We start from the raw sequence: 19,382 nt of genomic DNA, 5'->3' as shown, positions 1-19,382 counted from the left end.
TATTCGCGATACTGCCGGAAACCGTTGGGTCCGACGGCCCCCGCCCGGGAGATCGTTCATGCGCCGCGCCTTCGCCGCTTTCGGCTTCATCACACTCGCGGGTGCGCTCGTGACCTCCTTCACACTGGTTTCCACGACCGAATCGCGCGCCTTCATCGGTGATCGGGCCACTTTCGTCATTCCCGCCAGCGAAGGCTACGGCATCGCCGATTGTCTGACGGGCGGCGAAACCTGCGGCGATATCGTCGCCCAGGCATGGTGTGAAGCGCATGGCTACGGCGCCGTCAGGGAATACGGAGAGATCCGGCGTGAAATGATGGGCGGTTTCGCCGATATCGGCGCCATCATGAGCGATGGTGCCGCCCGGACGCAGTCGCGCCCGCTGATGATCGCCTGCAGCCAGTAATCCGGCGGCAAAAAAATCCGGCGCGAAAGCTGCACTTGTCCGGATTTGATCATATTCTTCCGTCATGAAGCCACTCACGACGATTCGTAGCCGGTGTGGTGGCGCACATCGCTCTGGACATCAGCGCGATTCCGGCGCACCGCGCGTGCTGGAAGAATTGCGGCAACCGACACGACGAGAAGACGGTCGATCCATGAATAATTCCCTGATGACACGCATTGCCGCAGTCTGTTTCGGCGCAGCAATTCTCGTCGGCAGCGCGCAGGCGCAGACCAGCCTGTGCGAGGATTATCGCGCCGAATTGCGCAATCTGGAACGGGGCGGCGGTCAGAATTATGCGGATATGGCCGAGCAACAGCGCGCCGAACTCAACCGCATGGTGCGCTATTATCAGCAACTCGATTGCGATCGCGGACGCAGCCTGTTCGACGCCCCGCCCTCCTCCGAATGCGCTGCCGCGCGCGACCGCATCGAAGCCATGGAAGAGAACTACAACCTCCTCATCCGGCAGGCTTCACAGGCCAGCGAAGACCGCCGTCAGGAATTGCTCGCGGCCATCGCTCGTCATTGCGAACCCCGCCAGGCGCGTCGCGGCTTCCTCGATGGCTTGTTCGGGCGCGACGATCCGGGTTTCGATCAGGAGGAGGACATGCCGCTTCTCGACGATACCTTTGCCCGCCGCGCCGGCGCCGAGCCGATCTGCGTGCGCAGTTGTGACGGCTATTTCTTCCCGCTCTTCGCCCGTGGCGTGAGCGCTGACGAGGCTGAACGACTCTGCCAGGCGCAATGCCCGAACGCGCCCACGCGTCTGTTCTACATGAGCGGTGACAGCGAGCTCGAATCGGCCATCGGCGCCGATGGCATGACTTATACATCGCTGCCCAATGCGTTCCGCTATCGCACGACCTTCGATCCGACCTGCTCCTGCCGCCGTGAGGATGAGAGCTGGTCGGAAGCGCTTTCCGGCGCCCAGCGCATGATCGGCACCCGTGAGGACGACATTCTCGTGGATACGGCCCTCGCCCGCGAGCTTTCGCTGCCGGCGGAACTGCGCGAGGCGGCCCGCGCCCGGCGCCTCGAACAGGAGGCCGCGACGGAAGTCTTCGACGAGGCCGCGCAGGAGGCTGCGCGCCGCAGCGAGGAAGCGCCGACATCGGGCGATGAATCCGCAGGCATCCGGATCGACGGGCTCGAGCGGGATCGTGTCGTGACCCGTGAGGAGGGCGAAGAGGCGCCGGCTCCCGGTAGCGGCCAGGGTTACGTCCCGGCTGATCGCGCACCGGTGCGCATCGTCTCCCCGGACAGCATGCCGCCTTCCGATGCGAGATGATCCCGGTGTTTCGGGGCGCATGCCCTTGCGATCACATGGCCGGTGCACCATTTTGCAGCGATGGGAGCGGTTTCGCGTGAACCGGGCTTGACGATTTCGCCCACGCTTGCTCTCCCCGAGCAATGGCGGCCACGATCGGGTCGTCCCGAAAAGGACGCGACAGGAGTCTTCTTATGCGCATTCTGAAAGTCACGCCGGTGTTGGCGATCCTCGCGCTTGCCGCCTGTGGCGATCAACAGACGGCCGAGACAGAGCAGTCGTCCCCGCCGCCGGTCGCGGAAGCACCCGCGCAGGATGCGCCCGAAGAGGCGATGCCCGAAGCGCCCGAGGGAATGCCGGATGATCTCCCGCGCACAACCGAAGCGCCACCGGCCCCCTCGGCCGTGTTCGAGGAAGGTGTCGAGGCGCTTGGCGACATCGACGAATCCGTCCATTCGGTCTTCGCTGACGCGCCGTTCGATGCCGGTGATTATCGTGCCGAGGAGTTTCATCTCTCGATCACGGAAGAAGGCGATTTCACCCTCGAGATCGAATCGACCGACCGCACGCTGAATGGCGATCTGCGCGTCTACGGTGATATGTTCACCATGTCGAACGTCGCCGAGGAAACCGATCCTGGTGAATTCCCGATGACCTGTCTGGTCAGTTCCGCGCCGGACGGGTTCGAACTCGCGGCTGACGGGCCGAGCTGCGACATGTTCGATGGGCTGGTCTTCGCCCGCGTCGAATGAGCGCGGCGCGCGCTGCCCTCATTCGCCCGGCGCACGGGCCTTGAGCGCGAGCGCGTGCAGTCCTCTGTCGAAGGCTTCGGTCAGCGCCGTGTTGACCATGCGATGGCGTGCGACCCGGTTCTGCCCGGCAAACGCGTCTGCCGTGATCTCCACGCGAAAATGTGTCTCGCCGCCTTCGCGCCAGCCGGCATGGCCGGCATGCAGGTGCGATTCGTCGATCACGGATAACTGGCTGGGAGCCAGGGTTTCGCGTAAACGGGATTCGATCAGGGATTGCATGCTCATCCGGTGCCTCTCATCGCTGTGACCGGGTCCCGCATTGCGCGATCCGGCTCGAGGGCGATATGGCGTCATGCGGGCGGCTGCGCAATGGGGGCGCGAGCAAACAGGATTCCATCCACGGGAAATGCGCGGCGATGAGGCGCATGCCGGTCGGCGAAACCGCGTGGAAAGATTTCGACCGCTATACCGAATCGCGACACCGGCGACCGGTGCCGGTCGTTCCACCAAGGCGCAATCGACGGCCTTTGCTCCATGACATCTGATTTATGCAGCAAAAGCTCTTGCCGATCGCGCCGCAACACACATAATCGCTCGTGTCATGGATCTGAAATCGCCTCTGTTCGACCGCATCAGGATCAAGCCGCGCAAGGCCGAGGAGGCCAGTGGCGATTCGCGCGCGCCGACCTGCGAGTTCCCCGGCTGCAAGGAGCCGGGGCAATACCGCGCACCCAAGGGGCGCGGGGCGGAGGGGCAGTATTATCGCTTCTGCCTTCAGCACGTGCGCGAATACAATACCAAGTACAACTACTTCAACGGCATGAGCGACGATGCCGTTGCCGCTTTCCAGAAGGATGCGGTGGTCGGCCATCGCCCCACATGGTCCATGGGGGTAGAGCGCGGTGCGACCGCACGCAGGGCCGGTGCCACGGCTGGTGTGGCAAGGGATTGGGAATATTCCGACCCACTCGGCGTATTGCGTTCGGAAGGTATCGCGCAGCCCCGCAAGGCGGAACCGGAACCGCCGCGCCGGCGGCTTTCCGGCCCCGCCATCCGCGCCCTCGACGTGCTCGGCCTTGACGAAACCGCAGACGCCGCCACCATCAGGGCGACGTACAAGACCCTGGTCAAGCGCTTTCATCCGGATGCCCACGGCGGCGACCGTTCCTTTGAGGAACGTCTGCGTGACATCATCCGTGCACATGACACGCTCAAGGCGGCGGGGCTGTGCTGAGGCAGGCGGCAGGCTCAAACACGCAACCCTCTTATGAGCTTCGCGTGATTGCGCCGTGGCGCCGAGAGGTTTAACGAAAGTGCGACAGTCCGGTCGCGTGCGACCGCGTTTGAGCCGACCGCATCGAGAGAGGCATGTATGCAGGACACCATCGAGACCCCCACGGCCGACAAGCCCGTCGCTCTGCCGGATACCAAAGTTTCCGTGCGCAAGGCCTTCGGCATCGACAGCGATCTCGAAGTGCCGGCCTACAGCAAGGGCGACAGCTATGTGCCGGATTACGACCCGGATTACCTGTTCGACAAGCAGACCACCCTCGCGATCCTGGCAGGCTTTGCCTATAACCGCCGCGTGATGGTCACGGGCTATCATGGTACCGGCAAATCGACGCATATCGAGCAGGTCGCCGCACGCCTGAACTGGCCTTGCGTGCGCATCAACCTGGACAGCCACGTCTCGCGTATCGATCTCGTCGGCAAGGATGCGATCGTTCTCAAGGACGGCAAGCAGATCACGGAATTCCGCGACGGGATCCTGCCCTGGGCCTATCAGCACAATGTCGCGCTCGTCTTCGACGAATACGATGCCGGACGCCCGGACGTGATGTTCGTGATCCAGCGCGTGCTGGAATCCTCGGGCCGGCTCACCCTGCTCGACCAGAGCCGTGTGATCCGCCCGCATCCCGCCTTCCGGCTGTTCGCCACGGCCAACACGATCGGGCTCGGTGACACTTCGGGGCTGTATCACGGCACGCAGCAGATCAACCAGGCCCAGATGGACCGCTGGTCGATCGTCACCAATCTGAACTATTTGCCGCACGACAACGAGGTCGAGATCATCCTGTCCAAGGTGAAATCCTTCGCCAAGACGGATGAGGGCCGTGATTCCGTGAGCAAGATGGTGCGCCTGGCCGATCTCACCCGCAACGCCTTCATCAACGGCGATCTGTCGACCGTGATGAGCCCGCGTACGGTGATCATCTGGGCGGAGAATGCCGAGATCTTTAACGATATCGGCTTCGCCTTCCAGCTCACCTTCCTCAACAAGTGCGACGAGCTCGAGCGCTCCCTCGTGGCGGAATTCTATCAGCGCTGCTTCGGTGAGGAATTGCCGCAAAGCGCCGCCAATGTCGCGCTGAGCTGACGCCCAGGGGCCAACCATAGCCTCTTTCGAGGGGACGGCAGGACGGGCGCGGACAGTCGCTGCGCCCGCCCCATCAACCGGAGCCGAAGACGCATGTCGATCTCGAACCGCAAACCGGGCGAAACCAGGGAAGCCCCGAACGAGCCTGTCAAGCGCTCGGTCGCGTCCTGCCTGCGGGCCATCGCGCGCATGCCGGAATTCGAGGTGACCTACGCTGCCGACCGGCCCGTGCTGATGTCGGACAAGGCCCGCCTGCCCGAGCCACCGCGCAAGATGTCCTCGCATGATCTCGCCGTCCTGCGCGGCAATGCCGATTCGATGGCCCTGCGTCTTGCCTGTCATGATGCCGGCATCCACCGCAAGCTCGCGCCCGAGGCGCAGGATGCGCGCGCCGTCTATGACGCGGTCGAGCAGGCCCGGGTCGAATCGATCGGCACGCGGCGCATGCAGGGCGTGGGCAGCAATCTCGATGCCATGCTGGAAGACCGCTACCATCGCGGTGGCAAATACGAGGATATCACCGACCGCGCCGATGCCCCGATCGAGGATGCGATCTCGCTGATGGTGCGCGAGCGCCTGACCGGGCGCGCCCCGCCCAGGGCCGCGCAGAAGATCGTCGATCTCTGGCGCGGCCATATCGAGGAACGCGCGGGCGAAAATCTCGACGCGTTGCTCGGCAATCTCGAAGACCAGGGCCGGTTTGCCCGTTCCGTGCGCGAATTGCTCACCTCCCTCGACATGGGCGAGGAGGTACCCCTCGAGAGCCAGGAGGATGACGAGCAGGAAAACGAGCAGGAGCAGGAGAACGACGAGGAGCAGGAGGGCGAAGGCGAGGAAGGCGCCGAGGGCGAGCGCGCCGAGGTGGAAATCACCGATGACGGTGACGAGGAGATGCAGGAAGGCGCTCAGGAAGCCGCAGAGGGCCCGACCAGCGAGATGCCCGAGGACATGGAAGACGCCGATTCGGAGGAAGCCTCCGAATCCTGGCGTCCGCCCAGCGGCGCCAACGATTCCCGCGCCGGTGATTACAAAGCCTATACCCAGAAATTCGACGAGATGATCCAGGCCGAGGAACTCTGCGAGGCCGAGGAACTCGCGCGCCTGCGCGCCTATCTCGACAAGCAGTTGTCCAATCTGCAGGGCGTCGTCGGTCGTCTCGCCAACCGCCTGCAACGCCGGTTGATGGCGCAGCAGAACCGCTCCTGGGATTTCGATCTCGAAGAAGGCATTCTTGATCCCGCGCGCCTGACGCGTGTCGTGATGGATCCGTTCCAGGCGCTCTCCTTCAAGCAGGAGAAGGACACACAGTTCCGCGACACTGTCGTGACCCTCCTGATCGACAATTCCGGCTCCATGCGCGGACGCCCGATCACCGTGGCCGCCACCTGTGCCGATATTCTCGCGCGCACGCTGGAGCGCTGCGGCGTCAAGGTCGAGATCCTCGGCTTCACCACGCGCGCCTGGAAGGGGGGGCAATCGCGCGAGCAATGGCTGCAAGCGGGCAAGCCGCCCAATCCCGGTCGCCTCAACGATCTGCGCCACATCATCTACAAATCCGCCGACGCCCCCTGGCGCCGCGCCCGTCGCAATCTTGGGCTGATGATGCGCGAAGGGCTCCTGAAGGAGAATATCGACGGCGAGGCGCTGACCTGGGCGCATGAGCGCCTGCTCGGCCGCCCCGAACAAAGGCGCATCCTGATGGTGATCTCCGACGGTGCGCCGGTCGACGATTCGACACTTTCGGTGAATGCCGGCAATTATCTGGAAAAGCATCTGCGCCGGGTGATCGAGGAGATCGAGACCCGCTCGCCGGTACAGCTCATCGCCGTCGGCATCGGCCACGACGTGACCCGCTATTATCGCCGCGCGGTGACCATCGTCGATGCCGAGGAACTCGGCGGTGTGATGACGGAGAAACTCGCCGAATTGTTCGAGGACGAAGTCCCCGGCCAGGGGCCGCGCCGCAAGATCGGCGGGGGGCGCCGGTGAGGTTCAGCCGTCGCGGCGCCCTGCGCCTCGGCGCAAGGCTTGCCGGCGGTGCGCTCGCTGCAACCGCGCTCGGCGGTTCCGCCGCGCCGGCGAACGGCCTCATGCCGCTTTCACCGCAGGTGGATCGCCTGCCGTTCTTCGATGCCGATGATCGCAGCCGTACGCGCTTCGGTGAACTCAGTTTCCGCTCCGGCCTCGAGATCAACGATCCCTATCCCCGTTTCGGCGGCTTTTCCGGGCTCTGGCGTCCGCGCGACGGTGCGCGGCTGATCGCCGTCAGTGATCGTGGGGACTGGTTCGCAGCAGATGTGACCGAGGACGCGAACGGCGTATCCGGGTTCGCCGCGGCGATGATGGCGCCGATCCGCGATTTCCATGGCACGCCCCTCGGCCGCACGGAGAATTACGACGTCGAAGCCATCACCATCAAGGACGACATCGCCCATATCGGCATCGAGCGCACCAACGCGATCATGCGCTTCGATCTCACCGAGGATCGGCCAACCGCGCGCGGAGAATTCCTGCCCACGCCGCGCGAGATGCGCGACTGGCCGCACAATGCGGGGCCGGAAGCGATTGCCATCGCGCCGGATGCGAGCCCCTTTCCCGGTGCGATCATCGTGATCGGCGAGCGCACGAACCGGGGCGAGAGCGCGCCGACGCAGGGCTACATTCTCGATGGCGAGACGTATCATGCCTTCGACGTGGCGCGCCATGACGGGTTCGACATCACCGATATGGAATTTCTCGACAATGGCGACATCCTCGTTCTGGAGCGCCGTTACCGTATCCTGCGCGATGTCGGCGCGCGCATCCGCCGCCTGCCCGGCGGCGATCTCCGCCCCGGCGCCGTGCTCGACGGCCCCGCCATCTTCGAGGCGGGGGCCGGTCAGCAGATCGACAATATGGAAGGTCTCGCCGCGCATCGCACGCGGGACGGGCGCCGCGTGCTCAGCCTGATCTCCGACGACAATTTCTCGATCCTGCAACGCACGCTGCTGCTCGAATTCTACTACGACGACGCGGATTGAGCTGCTGCGCCGGCGCACTCTTCCCGCAGCGCCTGCGTCTGCGCCATATCGAGGCTCATCCCGTCGGCGCCGGGCACCACCGCGTAGATTTCGCGCGCGGCCTGCGCGCTGATGATCCCGTCACGCAGATCGGCGAGAACGGCCTGCGGATCGCGGGTCTTCGGATCGCCCCAGCCGCCGCCTCCCGGCGAGGCCGCCTGGTAATGCAGCGGCCCGAGCTGCATCAGGCCGAATTGCGGGGCCTCGACCGGCTCCGATCCGTCATGCGGCGAGAGCAGCATCGCCCCTGCCGCGCCCCAATCGCCGCCCTCGACCCCGTAGCCCGAGGGTGTGCGCAGACCCTCGCCCCGGAAGGAATAAAGCGCCGGCACCATCACTTCGAGCGCGTAATCCACCCCCGTGCCGCCGCGATAGCGCCCCGCACCGCCGGAATCGCAGCGGAATTCCTGGCGCAGATACCGCACCGGGTAGATCTGCTCGTAGACTTCGAGATTGGGGATGGTGAGGCCGCCCAGCGTGCACAGATGGCCGATCTGGTTGAAGCCGTCGCGGCCCTCGATCGCGCCGCCGCCGGCGGCGAGGTTGTTGTGATACATGACGAAGGGCTCGTCGGCGCCTTCCTTCGTACCGGAGGTGACGCCGAAGACGTTGCGCGCCCAGCCGGCAAGCGCGCGCTCGGGCGCAGCGAGGCCGAGAGCCCGCCAGCAGGCATGGATGATGTCATGGGCGGGAAACACCGTGCACATGGTCATCGGTGCGGGCGGGCGCGCATTCACGACGCTGCCCTCGGGCGCGATGATGGTCACGCCGCGAAAGCTGCCCTCGTTGCGCGGCAGATCGGCATCGAAGAAGGAATAGAGCGCCGTGTAGACGCCGGAGACGGTATTGGCCAGCGAGGAATTCTTGAAGCCGCGGATCTGGTCGTCCGTGCCGGTGAAATCCACCGTCAGGCTGTCGCCTTCGATCGTGAGCGCCACCCGGGTGACGATGTCGGCAGGGCCGAAGCAATCGTTGTCGGTGCGGTCCTCGCCGCGATAGGTGCCGTCGGGCAGATCGCGGATGACGGCGCGAAAGCGCGCTTCGGCATAATCGAGAATGCCGGCGAAACAGGCCCGCGCCTGGTCGGTGCCGAGCTCTTCCGCCAGCGCCGTGACGCGGTCTGCCCCGATACGCGTGGAGCCGAGCATCGCGCGCAGATCGCCGTCGAGGAGATCGGGCGTGCGGCAGTTCAGCTTGAGCAGATCCCACAGATCCTCGCGGACCACATCCGCCGCGACCAGCTTCATCACCGGCAGGCGCAGGCCTTCGTGGAAGATCTCGGTGGCCTGCGGATTGTAGGTGCCCGCCGCGCCGCCGCCGATATCGGATTGATGGGCGCGGTTGCAGGCAAAGCCGAGATGATCATCGCCCACGAAGACCGGGCGCGCGATCACCCAGTCCGGCAGATGGTTGCCGCCCGCCGCATAGGGATCGTTCAATAGAAACACGTCGCCGGGCGCGATCTCGCCACCGAAACGCGCCACGATGGCGCGGGCGGCGAAACCGCCGCCGCCGGTATGGATCGGGATGCCGTCGGCCTGGCTGACCACGGTGCCCTTGGCGTCAGCGAGGAAACAGGAAAAATCATGCGCCTGGCTGAAGATCGGGCTGCGTGCCGTACGCACCATCACCCGTCCCATCTGCTGGGCAATGTGGTCGAGGCGGTTTTGCACCAGGGCGAGGATGATCGGATCGATGGCCTTGTGCGCGCTCATGCCTGCGCTCCCCTCTCGGCGAGATCGATGATGAAATTGCCCGCCGCATCGACTGTGAGCGTATCGCCGGCGCGGGCGATGGCGGTCATGGTCTGCTCGGTGACGATGGCGGGGCCGGCGATCGACTGGCCGGGTGCGAGATCGGAGCCGTCATAGATTGCCGTGTCGCGCCAGCCATCGGGGAACCAGACCCGGCGGGTTTCGCGCCGATGCGGCGCCTGGTTACTCGCCGGCGCCGATGCTGCTTCGAGCGGCGGCAGGAGGCCGAAACCGGCCATGCGCAGGCTGGTGATCTGGATGGCACCGCCGGGCTGGATATGGCCGAACTGGCGGGCATATTCTGCTTCGAAGAGCCGGCGCACCAGGGCCGGATCGAAAGCCTCGCCATCGGGCAATTCCACGCGAAGATCCGATTGCTGGCCGCGATAGCGCAGGTCCAGCGCGCGCCGGTAGGCGGCCTGATCACCGGTAAAGCCTTCCCGGGTGAGCGCCTCGTTCGCGCGGGCGCGCAGCTGTGCGAAACCGTCCTGCGCGGCCTTCGCAACCTGCGTGGCCGCGGCAACATCCCCGTCGAGATCGCGCATGAAGACCTGGATGTAATCCTGCCGGACATCTGATTGCAAAAGCCCCATGGCGCAGAAGGCGCCGGCCTGCCGGGGCACATAGACGCGTCTGGCCCCCAGCATCGCCGCGACGCTCGGCCCGTGCAGTGGCCCGGCGCCGCCTGCCGGGACGAGGGTGAATCCGGCGGGGTTGAAGCCGCGCTGTACGGAAATCCGCTCCACTGCATGCAGCAGATGCTGCTCGACCAGCCGGATGATGCCTGACGCGGCATCCTCGATGCTGATTCCAAGCGGCTCGGCGACGCGCGTGCGGATCGCCTCGCGGGCGCGCTCCTGGTCCAGAGTGACAGAGCCGCCGGCATAGGCGCCGGGCGCCAGACGTCCGAGCACGAGTTGCGCATCGGTGACGGTCGGCTCGGTGCCGCCATGGCCGTAACAGGCCGGTCCGGGACGCGCGCCGGCGCCCTTGGGCCCGGCAAACAGCATCCCGGCCGCATCGACTCCGGCAATGGTGCCCCCGCCCGCGCCGACCGTATGGATTTCGACGGAGGGTATGGCGAGATGATAGCCGTCGATTTCGAGCGCATCGCTCGTCGCCACCTGGCCCGCGCTCATCAGGGCGACGTCGCAGGATGTGCCGCCGATCTCCATCGAGATCAGGTTGTCGTCGCCCAGCGCATTGGCCGCGAGCGTCATTGCGCCCACACCGGCGGCGGGGCCGGAAAGAACGAGATTGACGGGCCGGTCGGCGATCTGGTCGACGGAGACGACGCCGCCATTGCTCTGGCTCATCAAGAGCGCGCCGGGCAGGCCGAGGCGCTGCAATTCCTTGGCCAGATCGCGCAGATAGGTGACGACGCGCGGCGCGACATAGGCGTTCATGACGGCCGTGGAGCTGCGCTCGTATTCGCCGATCGTCGGCGCGATGGCGCTGGAGCGGCTGACCCATTCGCCGGACCAGCTTTCGGCCAGCGCCCGCGCCGCTTCGTCTTCGTGGCGGCCATCGGCATAGGCGTTGAACAGGCAGATCGCCACCGCCTCGACACCCTCGCGGGTGAAGATCTCACCGGCGGCGACGGCATCGGCGACCGCGATCGGCGCGACTTCCGCACCCTCACTGTCGAGGCGCCCGCGCACGGGCAGGCGGAGATAACGCGGCACCAGAACCGGTGGGAAGGGTTTGCGGTGATCCCAGGGATTGTCACGAATGCCGCGCCGGATTTCCAGGCTGTCGCGAAAGCCATGAGTGGTCAGGAGCCCGACCTTCGCGCCCTTGCCTTCGAGCACGGTGTTGGTGGCGACCGTGGAGCCGTGCACGAAGAGCCGGCATTGTGCGAGGAAACCCTCGACCGGCATGGCCAGGTTCGCTGCCGCCTTGCGCACAGCGTCAAGCACGCCCTCGCCCGGATTCGCGGGAACCGATGGCGTTTTCACGATCATCAGCGCGCCTTGCGCATCGACCATGACCAGATCGGTAAAGGTGCCGCCGACATCGACGCCGATGCGCCAGGGCGGGATCATGCCCGCCGCTTTCGCCTGATTTCCCTGCGCCTCGCTCACTTGCGCCCCCGCTTGCCGTCCTGTTTCCTCTTGAAGGCGCAGTCTGCCCAAGCATGACGCAGGGGCAAGTGTGGAAACCACCCATCCGGTTCGGGTCTTCACCGAAACCGATGGCAGCCGGCAGGTCTTTTCAGGTCCTCCAGGTGAGGAAGAAGCGCTCGGCCCGCCCGATAAGCCAGCTGATGGTCAGCCCCAGGATCGAGAGCATGGCGACGCCGGCGATGAGCTGCTCGATGGCAAACAGCGATCCGGCCATGAGGATATAGGCGCCGATCCCGAATTGCGCGCCGATCATCTCGGCGGCGACCAGCAGAACGATGGCAATCGAGGCCGAGATCCGGAAGCCCGAGAGAATCGCGGGCATCGCGCCGGGAATGATGATCTTGCGCACGATCGAAAGCCAGGACAGCCCGAACGACTGACCCATCCGGATGAGATTGCGGTCGACATTGTCGACGCCGCCATAGGTCGCGATCACGGTTGGGAAAAAAGCGCCGAACAGGATCGTGGCAACCTTCGAGCCCTCGCCGATGCCGAACCAGACGATGAAAAGCGGCAAAAGCGCGATCTTGGGGATCGGAAACAGCGCCGAGACCACGGGCGAGAGCCCGGCGCGCATCACCGAGAACAATGCGATGGCGAGCCCCACGGCGACGCCGATGGCGGTGCCGAGCGTCCAGCCGACGATCAGCCGGAACAGACTCGCCTCGAGATGACGCCACAGCGTCCCCGTGCGCACCAGATCGACGAAAGCGCCGAAGGCGGCCGAGGGGGCGGGGAGGGCGATCGGACTGATGAAGCCGGTCTGGGAACCGAGCTCCCACAGGCCGATGAGCGAGACGAAAACGAACGGGGAGATCAGGCTCAGCGGCTTGTGGGTGAAGCCGCCGCCGCGAAATGGTACCGGCCGCAGCCCGGCGCCGCCCTGTGCGGCCTTCTGGAGTGGGACTTCCCGCAGCGGCTCCGATTGCGGGTTCGCCTCGCGTGCGCGGGCGCCATGCGCCGTGGATTCAGCCGGCATCGGAGAGCTCCCTGTCCGCCGCGCGGGCCTCGTCGCGCATGGCCTCCCAGAGGCGCCGCTGGACCTTCTCCAATTCGAGCACACGCTCGGGCCGCTCGTCCAGCGGGATATCGATGGAGACCATTTCGCGGATGCGCCCGGGCCGGCGCGACAGCACCATGATGCGATGCCCGAGCCGCACGGCTTCCGCAAGATTATGCGTGACATAGGCCGCCGAGAAGCGTTCGCGCTTCCACAGATCGATGAGATCGTCGAGCAGCAATTCGCGGGTCTGGCTGTCGAGCGCCGAGAGCGGCTCGTCCATCAGCATCACGGCGGGCCGCACCGCGAGGGCGCGGGCGATGGCAACGCGCTGTTTCATGCCGCCGGAGAGCTGACGCGGCCAGGCATTGGCGAATTCCGAGAGTTTGGTCCGCGCCAGCACATCGTCGATGATCGCCCGCGATTGCGCGCCGCGAATGCCGTGATCTTCCAGGACGAGGCTGACATTGCCCGCGACACTGCGCCAGGGTAGCAGCGCGAAATCCTGGAAAATGTACGTGAGGGGGTTGAGCGAATCGGCAGGCGGCTCCCCGGCGATCAGCACCTCGCCATGATCGGGGCGCTCCAGCCCGCCAATGAAGCGCAGGAGCGTGGATTTTCCGCAGCCCGACGGGCCGATGATGCAAACGATCTCGCCAGGCGCGACGCTGAAGCTGATATCACGCAAGACTTCCGTCTCGCCGTAATCGTGGCTGACGCCTTCGATCCGCAATTCCATGATGGGTCCCGCCGGCTATGGTAATAGGACCGCCGCCGTGAAGGGCGGCGGCCCCAAAGGCTTGCTCAGTAGGTTTCGACGAAGCTGGTATCGACCAGCGTCTCGATCGAGGCATCGGCGGGCACCAGCCCCTCCGAGACGAACCATGCGAGCTGATCCTCGATGCTGGTCAGGTTCATGCGCGCATCCGCGTTGACCCGCATCGCGCCGGCGCGAATGGCCGCATCGGCATCCTCGAACGGGCGATCCGTATAGACGTATTCGTGGATCATGCGGCTGATCTCGGCGACCTCGCCCTCGCTCATGGTCTTGTCGACGAGCGCGGCATTATAGTCGTCGACCCCGCGCGAGAATCCCGCAAGGAAGCTGCGCACGGTATCGGGTTCTTCCGCAGCCATGCGCGAGGAGGTGAACACGGTCGTGACCTGATAATCCTCGATGTAATCGGAAATCTCGCCGATCTCGAAGACATCACCGCTTCGTACCAGCGCGCCGGCAATGTTGGGCACGATCGACCACGCGTCGACCTGGCCCGAACGCAGCGAGGCGATCACGGCCGGAACCCCGTTGAGCGGCACCAGTTCCAGCGAATCGCGGGCGAAGCCTTCACCGTCGGCGATCTTGTGGGCCATGTAATGGAAGGACGAGCCCGCCGTGGTGATGCCATAGCGCTTGCCGACGAGATCCGCCGGCGTCGTCACGCCGGATTCGTAGGCCGCTTTCGAAACGAGGATTTTCTGACCCTCGACATTGGTGCTTTCCTGAAGCGCGCCGCCGATCACCTTCACCGCGCCACGCTCTGCAAGGCTGATCAGCCCGCCGGAAATTGCGGTCACGCCGAAATCGACGTCGTCCGAGGCGATCGCCACGGCCATTGGCTGCGCCGCCTGGAAGGAGACGAATTCGACATCGAGCCCCTGATCGGCGAAATAGCCCTTGGCGGCCGCGATGATCGAGGGGGCATGCGAGGTCAGCGAAAGCAGGCCGACGCGTATCGGCGTGCCCTGGGCGAAGGCGCGGCTGCGTGCGAATGTCGCGGTTGCGAGCCCGCCGGCGATGATGCCGCCGAAGCCTCTGCGTGTAAGACGTATCATGATGGTCCTCCCGTGATGGCCGGTTATTGCGATGATTCCGTGCCGGCCCCGGCTGCCGGCTGGAAAAGGCGTGTCAGACAAGCCAGCGCCGCTTCGGTATCGCGCGCGAGAACGGCCTCGACGATCTGCGCACGCGTGGCTTTCTCCGCATCGTGGTCGATGCACCCCTCGATCAGGGCGGCGAGGCGAAACCGCCGGCTCTCCAGCGCGAGGCGCTCCTGAAAGGCGATCAGGCGGGGCGAGCGGCAATTGGCGACGAGCGTCGCGTGGAAGCGCGATACCGCTTCATCCCAGGCGAGCGCTTCCGAGGCTGGTTCGTGGCGCACCGCCTCGACGGCGCGGCCGAGCGTATGGCGCGTGGCGACGAGTTCGGCCTCCCAGCTCGCATCGGCATGGGCGAGGGACCATTCGAGCCCCAGCGTTTCGATGCGTGCGCGCATGCGTTGAATGTCTTCGAGATCGGCGCCGGTGGCGGAGGCGACGCGAAAGCCGCGCTGGGCATGTGATTCAACGATCCCTTCACCGGCGAGCAGGGTCAGCGCTTCGCGAAAGGAATGGGCAGAGCCCCCGTAACGGGCGCGCAGATCGTCGATCTTGAGGCGGGTATCCGGTGCGAGAATGCCAAAGGCGATATCACGCCGCAGCTGCGCCGCCAGCAGGCGCACGACGCTTGCTTCCTCGTCCTGTCTGCCCCGACCGAACATTCGAACCTTCGAGATTTCGAGAAATCTTCAACAAAATGACGCTGACGCAGGGGCAGTGCACTGTCAAGCTCTCATCGACGGGCACAACGGCGCAACCCCGCGCCGAAGCCGGTGCGGGGTGGTTTCGATGTGATGTGGGAGCGTGACCGGCAGGCGCGGCCCGCCAAGCTCAGTCACTTGGCTCACTTGCAGTGGTTCCAGCCCTGGAAGAGATAGAAACCGTTGAAGCGCGCCGCGCGGGAGGCGATGCTGCCGTCGAAGCCGGGCTGTTCACGCGAATCAGCGGCGATGCGCCCGCCGAATTCCCAATCCTCTCCCGCGATGAAGGGCGGGACGACACGGTCTTCAGGAACGGCGCAGAACAGATCAGGCGCTTCACGCCGGCGGAAGAGATTGAAGGCGCAGGCGCGGCGCGAGGCTTCGACAGCGGCATCGTTCGGTGCAATATTGTGATCGGCAAGCATGATTTTCCCCAAGCGTTTATTATTTCTGCGGCAAGTTACGCGCCGCATGACGATTGAGATGGACATAGTGCCGAAAAACGGCAGTTAAATGACAGGCTAACATGTTTTTCAAAATTTCTCACTGTGGCAGGTCGTGAAATGCCCGGTCTCGATGATCCCTTCTGGCTGCAACTCCTGCTGAAAATGCTGGCAAGTGCCCTGCTCGTGGTCACGGCGTCCTTCGTTGTCGAACGCAGCGGGCCGCTGGCCGGGGCGATGATCGCGACGCTGCCGCTCTCCGCCGGGCCGAATTTCGTCTATCTCGCCATGGATCACGGGCCCGGCTTTCTCGCGGAAGTCGCCCGGATCGGCATGCAGGTGAATGTCGGCAATGCCTTCTTCGTCCTCGCTTATGCCACGGTCGCGCCGGGGCGGCGACTGGCCCCGGCATTGCTTGCGGGGTTCGCGGGCTGGGGCGGGGCGGTCTTCGTCATGCGCAGCATCGATCCGGGCCTGCCGGCTACGCTCGCGATCAGCGCCTTCGTCTTCACCGCCGCCTTTCTCGCTATTCGCCGCAAGCTCGGCAACGAGCGTCCGCCGCCGGCGCCGCGCACGCCCTTCGATCTGCCTTTGCGCGCAATCACGGTGATGCTGCTCGTCGCCGCAGTGGTGACATCGGGGCGCCTCGCGGGGCCCTCGGTGGCGGGTGTCCTCGCCATTCTGCCGCTGGTTCTGAGCTCGCTCGTGATCATCCTGCATCCGCGTATCGGCGGTGCGGCGACGGGGCAGGTGATGCTTAACGGCTTTCCCGGGCTGATGGGATTCGGCATCGCCGTGGGCAGCGTGAGCGTGGCGGCAATCCCGTTTGGGTCGGCGTTCGCCTTGACGGGCGGGCTCGTCGTTGCCGTGATATGGAATTGCGCCGTCATGCTGATCGCACGCCGACGGCAAGCGCAAATCCGCATCACCGCCCGTTCCGGAAGGCCATCATGAACACGATCCGCGACCAGCTCGAAGCCATTCTCGCCCGTCTCGATGCGCGCGCCCGCGATGAAAAGGTCTATACGAAGCTCTACAAGGAGCAGGCGCGGCTTGCCGCCGATGCGGCGGATGCGCGCCGCAGGGCCGGGATCAGCCTCGGTCCACTCGACGGGCGCATCGTCTCGATCAAGGATCTGTTCGACGTGGCCGGCGAGACGACGCTCGCGGGTTCGGTGATTCTGCGCGACGCGGCCCCCGCGACCGCCGATGCGCCCATTGTCGCGCGGTTGCGCCGGGCAGGCGCGGTGATTACGGGCAAGACGAACATGTCGGAATTCGCTTTCTCCGGAATCGGCATCAACCCGCATTACGGCACGCCCGGCTGCGCCGCCGATCCGGACCGCATCCCCGGCGGTTCCTCCTCCGGTGCCGGCGTCGGCGTCGGCGAGGGCACGGCGGAGATTGCCATCGGCACCGATACCGGCGGCTCGGTCCGCATCCCCGCCTCGCTCAACGGCTGCGTCGGCTTCAAGCCGACGGCACGGCGGGTGCCGAAGGAGGGAGCCTATCCGCTGTCCTATGCGCTCGATTCGATCGGTCCGCTGGCGCGAAACGTCGCCGATTGTGTCGCGACCGATGCGATCATGGCCGGGGAAGATCCGTGGATGCCGGAACCGATGGATGTGGCGGGCCTGCGCATCGGCGTGCCGCGCGGACGCCTGTTCACACAGACCGAGGAAATGGTCGCGAGCGCCTTCGAGACCAATCTTGCCCGGCTGGAGCGCGCGGGGGCACGCATCGTCGATATCGATATCGAGGATCTGCTGGAGGCAATGGGCGAATTGATGGCGGATGCGCCACTGGTGGCGATCGAGGCGGCTGCCGTGCATGCCGATCATCTGGGTTTCGACGACAAACTGTTCGATCCGCTGGTGATCACGCGCATCCGCATGGGCGCGACGGTGCCCGCAGCCGGCTATATCCGCTTGATGCGCGCCCGCGACGCGTTGATCGCGCGCATGGATGCCCGCCTCGCGGCCTGGGACGTCGTGGCTTTGCCCGCCACCGCCACATCGGCCCTGCCGATTGCCGAACTCGAAGCCGATTTCGAGCGCTACATGAAAGCCAATGTGCTGATTCTGCGCAACACCACCTGGGGCAACCAGTTCGATCTCACCGGTATCTCGCTGCCCATGCCCGGGCTGGCGCGCCCGGCGGGAATCATGTTCGTCACCCGCAACGGCCATGACAGGCGGCTTCTGAACGTCGCTGCGGGGCTCGAACCGGTCATCGGTGCCGCGTGATGGGCGCAAGCCCCATGCCGCTGGGGCATCCGCGCCGCTTGACGGCGACGCCGGCGATGGCGATCCCGGAACGAACGCGCGCCCGCCGGCGCCACGAGGAGGAGACGAGATCATGGCCGAGGCCTTCATCTGCGATTATCTGCGCACGCCCATCGGCCGCTTCGGCGGCGCACTCGCGAAGGTGCGCACCGATGATCTCGGCGCGATCCCGCTGCGCGCTCTGCTTGCCCGCAATCCCGCCATCGCGGACGCGCTCGAAGAGGTCTATTTCGGCTGTGCCAACCAGGCCGGCGAGGACAACCGCAACGTGGCGCGCATGGCGAGCCTGCTGGCCGGGCTGCCCGAGAGCGTGCCGGGCGTGACGCTCAACCGGCTCTGTGCCTCGGGCATGGAAGCGGTGGGCGCCGCTGCGCGGGCGATCAAGGCAGGCGAGATCGATCTCGCCATATCGGGCGGCGTCGAAAGCATGACCCGCGCGCCCTTCGTCATGGGCAAGGCGGAAACCGCTTTCCAGCGCAGCGCTGAAATCCACGACACCACCATCGGCTGGCGTTTCGTCAACCCGCTGATGAAGAAGCAATACGGCATCGATTCCATGCCTGAGACCGGCGAGAACGTGGCCGCGCAGTTCGGCGTCTCGCGTGAGGACCAGGACGCCTTCGCCCTGCGCTCGCAGCAGCGCGCCGCCAAGGCGCAGGCCGACGGCTATTTCGCCGGGGAGATCACCCCGGTCGAGATCAAGGGCCGCAAGGGCGAGGTGACCATCGTCGATACCGACGAGCATCCGCGTCCCGAGACCACCATGGAGATGCTGGCCAAGCTGAAGACGCCGTTTCGCGAGCCCGGCTCGGTGACGGCGGGCAATGCGTCGGGCGTCAATGACGGCGCGGCGGCGATGATCGTGGCCTCCGGGGCGGCGGTGGAGAAATACGGGCTGACGCCGATCGCGCGCGTGCTTGGCCTCGCCAGTGCCGGCGTCGCGCCGCGCATCATGGGGATCGGGCCGGCGCCCGCCTCGCGCAAGTTGACGGAGCGGCTTGGCATGACGATCTCTGATTTCGATGTGATCGAGCTCAACGAGGCCTTCGCCTCGCAGGGGCTGGCGAGCCTGCGCGAGCTCGGCATCGCGGATGATGCTGATTTCGTCAATCCCAATGGCGGCGCCATTGCGCTCGGCCACCCGCTGGGCATGTCCGGCGCACGCATCACCGCCACGGCGGCGCGGGAACTCGCGCGGCGCGGGGGGCGCTATGCGCTGGCCACGATGTGTGTCGGCGTGGGGCAGGGGGCTGCGATCGCGCTCGAACGGGTTTCCTGACGCGATCGCTCTTCCC

18 protein-coding genes are annotated in these 19,382 nt (G+C 65.7%); 10 read left to right on the top strand and 8 right to left on the bottom strand.

Annotated features, from left to right (window positions below):
• The first annotated feature begins 58 nt into the window (after positions 1 to 58).
• The 3 genes from GA0071312_RS16795 (at position 59) to GA0071312_RS16785 (ending at position 2,467) form a co-directional block, all read left to right on the top strand.
• Positions 59 to 406: a hypothetical protein gene (locus tag GA0071312_RS16795; protein WP_074445893.1), complete on the top strand. Its 348-nt coding sequence runs from the start codon at positions 59 to 61 to the stop codon at positions 404 to 406.
• 193 nt (positions 407 to 599) lie between these two features.
• Positions 600 to 1,736 (top strand): DUF2865 domain-containing protein, encoded by a 1,137-nt coding sequence (locus GA0071312_RS16790; RefSeq protein ID WP_074445892.1) that lies wholly within the window; start codon positions 600 to 602, stop codon positions 1,734 to 1,736.
• Positions 1,737 to 1,909: 173 nt separating this feature from the next.
• Positions 1,910 to 2,467 carry a hypothetical protein gene (locus GA0071312_RS16785; RefSeq protein ID WP_074445891.1) on the top strand — a complete coding sequence of 186 codons (558 nt, stop codon included), beginning with the start codon at positions 1,910 to 1,912 and terminating at the stop codon, positions 2,465 to 2,467.
• 18 nt (positions 2,468 to 2,485) lie between these two features.
• Here GA0071312_RS16785 and GA0071312_RS16780 read toward each other — a convergent pair whose 3' ends face one another.
• Entirely contained in the window at positions 2,486 to 2,752 is a 267-nt protein-coding gene (locus GA0071312_RS16780; protein WP_074445890.1) for a BolA family protein, read from the bottom strand.
• 316 nt (positions 2,753 to 3,068) lie between these two features.
• Here GA0071312_RS16780 and GA0071312_RS16775 point away from each other — a divergent pair, with 316 nt between their 5' ends.
• The 4 genes from GA0071312_RS16775 to GA0071312_RS16760 all read left to right on the top strand — a co-directional run bounded on the left by GA0071312_RS16775 (position 3,069) and on the right by GA0071312_RS16760 (position 7,864).
• Positions 3,069 to 3,701: a J domain-containing protein gene (locus tag GA0071312_RS16775; RefSeq protein ID WP_074445889.1), complete on the top strand. Its 633-nt coding sequence runs from the start codon at positions 3,069 to 3,071 to the stop codon at positions 3,699 to 3,701.
• 138 nt (positions 3,702 to 3,839) lie between these two features.
• The gene (cobS, locus tag GA0071312_RS16770) at positions 3,840 to 4,844 is read left to right on the top strand and encodes a cobaltochelatase subunit CobS (RefSeq protein ID WP_074445888.1); all 1,005 of its coding nucleotides are present in this window, start codon (positions 3,840 to 3,842) and stop codon (positions 4,842 to 4,844) included.
• A gap of 93 nt (positions 4,845 to 4,937) precedes the next feature.
• Entirely contained in the window at positions 4,938 to 6,833 is a 1,896-nt protein-coding gene (cobT, locus tag GA0071312_RS16765) for a cobaltochelatase subunit CobT (RefSeq protein WP_074445887.1), read from the top strand.
• A complete protein-coding gene (locus GA0071312_RS16760) occupies positions 6,830 to 7,864 on the top strand; it encodes an esterase-like activity of phytase family protein (protein ID WP_074445886.1) in 1,035 nt (344 codons plus the stop codon). Before cobT ends, GA0071312_RS16760 begins: the two co-directional genes overlap by 4 nt.
• Here the strand turns inward: GA0071312_RS16760 and GA0071312_RS16755 are convergent.
• From GA0071312_RS16755 to GA0071312_RS16725, 7 genes are all read right to left on the bottom strand, one after another.
• Positions 7,846 to 9,618 (bottom strand): hydantoinase B/oxoprolinase family protein, encoded by a 1,773-nt coding sequence (locus GA0071312_RS16755; RefSeq protein WP_074445885.1) that lies wholly within the window; start codon positions 9,616 to 9,618, stop codon positions 7,846 to 7,848. The genes GA0071312_RS16760 and GA0071312_RS16755 overlap by 19 nt on opposite strands.
• Positions 9,615 to 11,741 carry a hydantoinase/oxoprolinase family protein gene (locus GA0071312_RS16750; protein WP_238947267.1) on the bottom strand — a complete coding sequence of 709 codons (2,127 nt, stop codon included), beginning with the start codon at positions 11,739 to 11,741 and terminating at the stop codon, positions 9,615 to 9,617. Before GA0071312_RS16750 ends, GA0071312_RS16755 begins: the two co-directional genes overlap by 4 nt.
• 130 nt (positions 11,742 to 11,871) lie before the next feature.
• Complete coding sequence (locus tag GA0071312_RS16745; RefSeq protein WP_083204642.1) at positions 11,872 to 12,762, bottom strand: ABC transporter permease; 891 nt, start codon at positions 12,760 to 12,762, stop codon at positions 11,872 to 11,874.
• A complete protein-coding gene (locus tag GA0071312_RS16740) occupies positions 12,752 to 13,522 on the bottom strand; it encodes an ABC transporter ATP-binding protein (RefSeq protein ID WP_074445884.1) in 771 nt (256 codons plus the stop codon). The genes GA0071312_RS16745 and GA0071312_RS16740 overlap by 11 nt, the downstream gene beginning before the upstream one ends.
• A gap of 65 nt (positions 13,523 to 13,587) precedes the next feature.
• A complete protein-coding gene (locus GA0071312_RS16735; RefSeq protein ID WP_074445883.1) occupies positions 13,588 to 14,616 on the bottom strand; it encodes an ABC transporter substrate-binding protein in 1,029 nt (342 codons plus the stop codon).
• Positions 14,617 to 14,639: 23 nt separating this feature from the next.
• A complete protein-coding gene (locus GA0071312_RS16730; RefSeq protein WP_074445882.1) occupies positions 14,640 to 15,320 on the bottom strand; it encodes a GntR family transcriptional regulator in 681 nt (226 codons plus the stop codon).
• A 182-nt stretch (positions 15,321 to 15,502) separates the two neighbouring features.
• Positions 15,503 to 15,784 carry a hypothetical protein gene (locus GA0071312_RS16725; protein ID WP_238947266.1) on the bottom strand — a complete coding sequence of 94 codons (282 nt, stop codon included), beginning with the start codon at positions 15,782 to 15,784 and terminating at the stop codon, positions 15,503 to 15,505.
• 138 nt (positions 15,785 to 15,922) lie between these two features.
• Between GA0071312_RS16725 and GA0071312_RS16720 the strand changes: the two genes are divergently transcribed.
• The 3 genes from GA0071312_RS16720 (at position 15,923) to pcaF (ending at position 19,366) form a co-directional block, all read left to right on the top strand.
• Complete coding sequence (locus GA0071312_RS16720) at positions 15,923 to 16,756, top strand: hypothetical protein (RefSeq protein WP_074445881.1); 834 nt, start codon at positions 15,923 to 15,925, stop codon at positions 16,754 to 16,756.
• Positions 16,753 to 18,048 (top strand): amidase, encoded by a 1,296-nt coding sequence (locus GA0071312_RS16715; RefSeq protein ID WP_074445880.1) that lies wholly within the window; start codon positions 16,753 to 16,755, stop codon positions 18,046 to 18,048. The genes GA0071312_RS16720 and GA0071312_RS16715 overlap by 4 nt, the downstream gene beginning before the upstream one ends.
• 112 nt (positions 18,049 to 18,160) lie before the next feature.
• Complete coding sequence (pcaF, locus tag GA0071312_RS16710) at positions 18,161 to 19,366, top strand: 3-oxoadipyl-CoA thiolase (protein ID WP_074446287.1); 1,206 nt, start codon at positions 18,161 to 18,163, stop codon at positions 19,364 to 19,366.
• Positions 19,367 to 19,382 lie beyond the last annotated feature (16 nt).

This window comes from Saliniramus fredricksonii (genome assembly GCF_900094735.1).
Taxonomy (GTDB): domain Bacteria; phylum Pseudomonadota; class Alphaproteobacteria; order Rhizobiales; family Beijerinckiaceae; genus Saliniramus; species Saliniramus fredricksonii.
The sequence above is the reverse complement of the archived record's forward strand: the minus strand, read 5'-3'. Positions and strand labels throughout refer to the sequence as shown.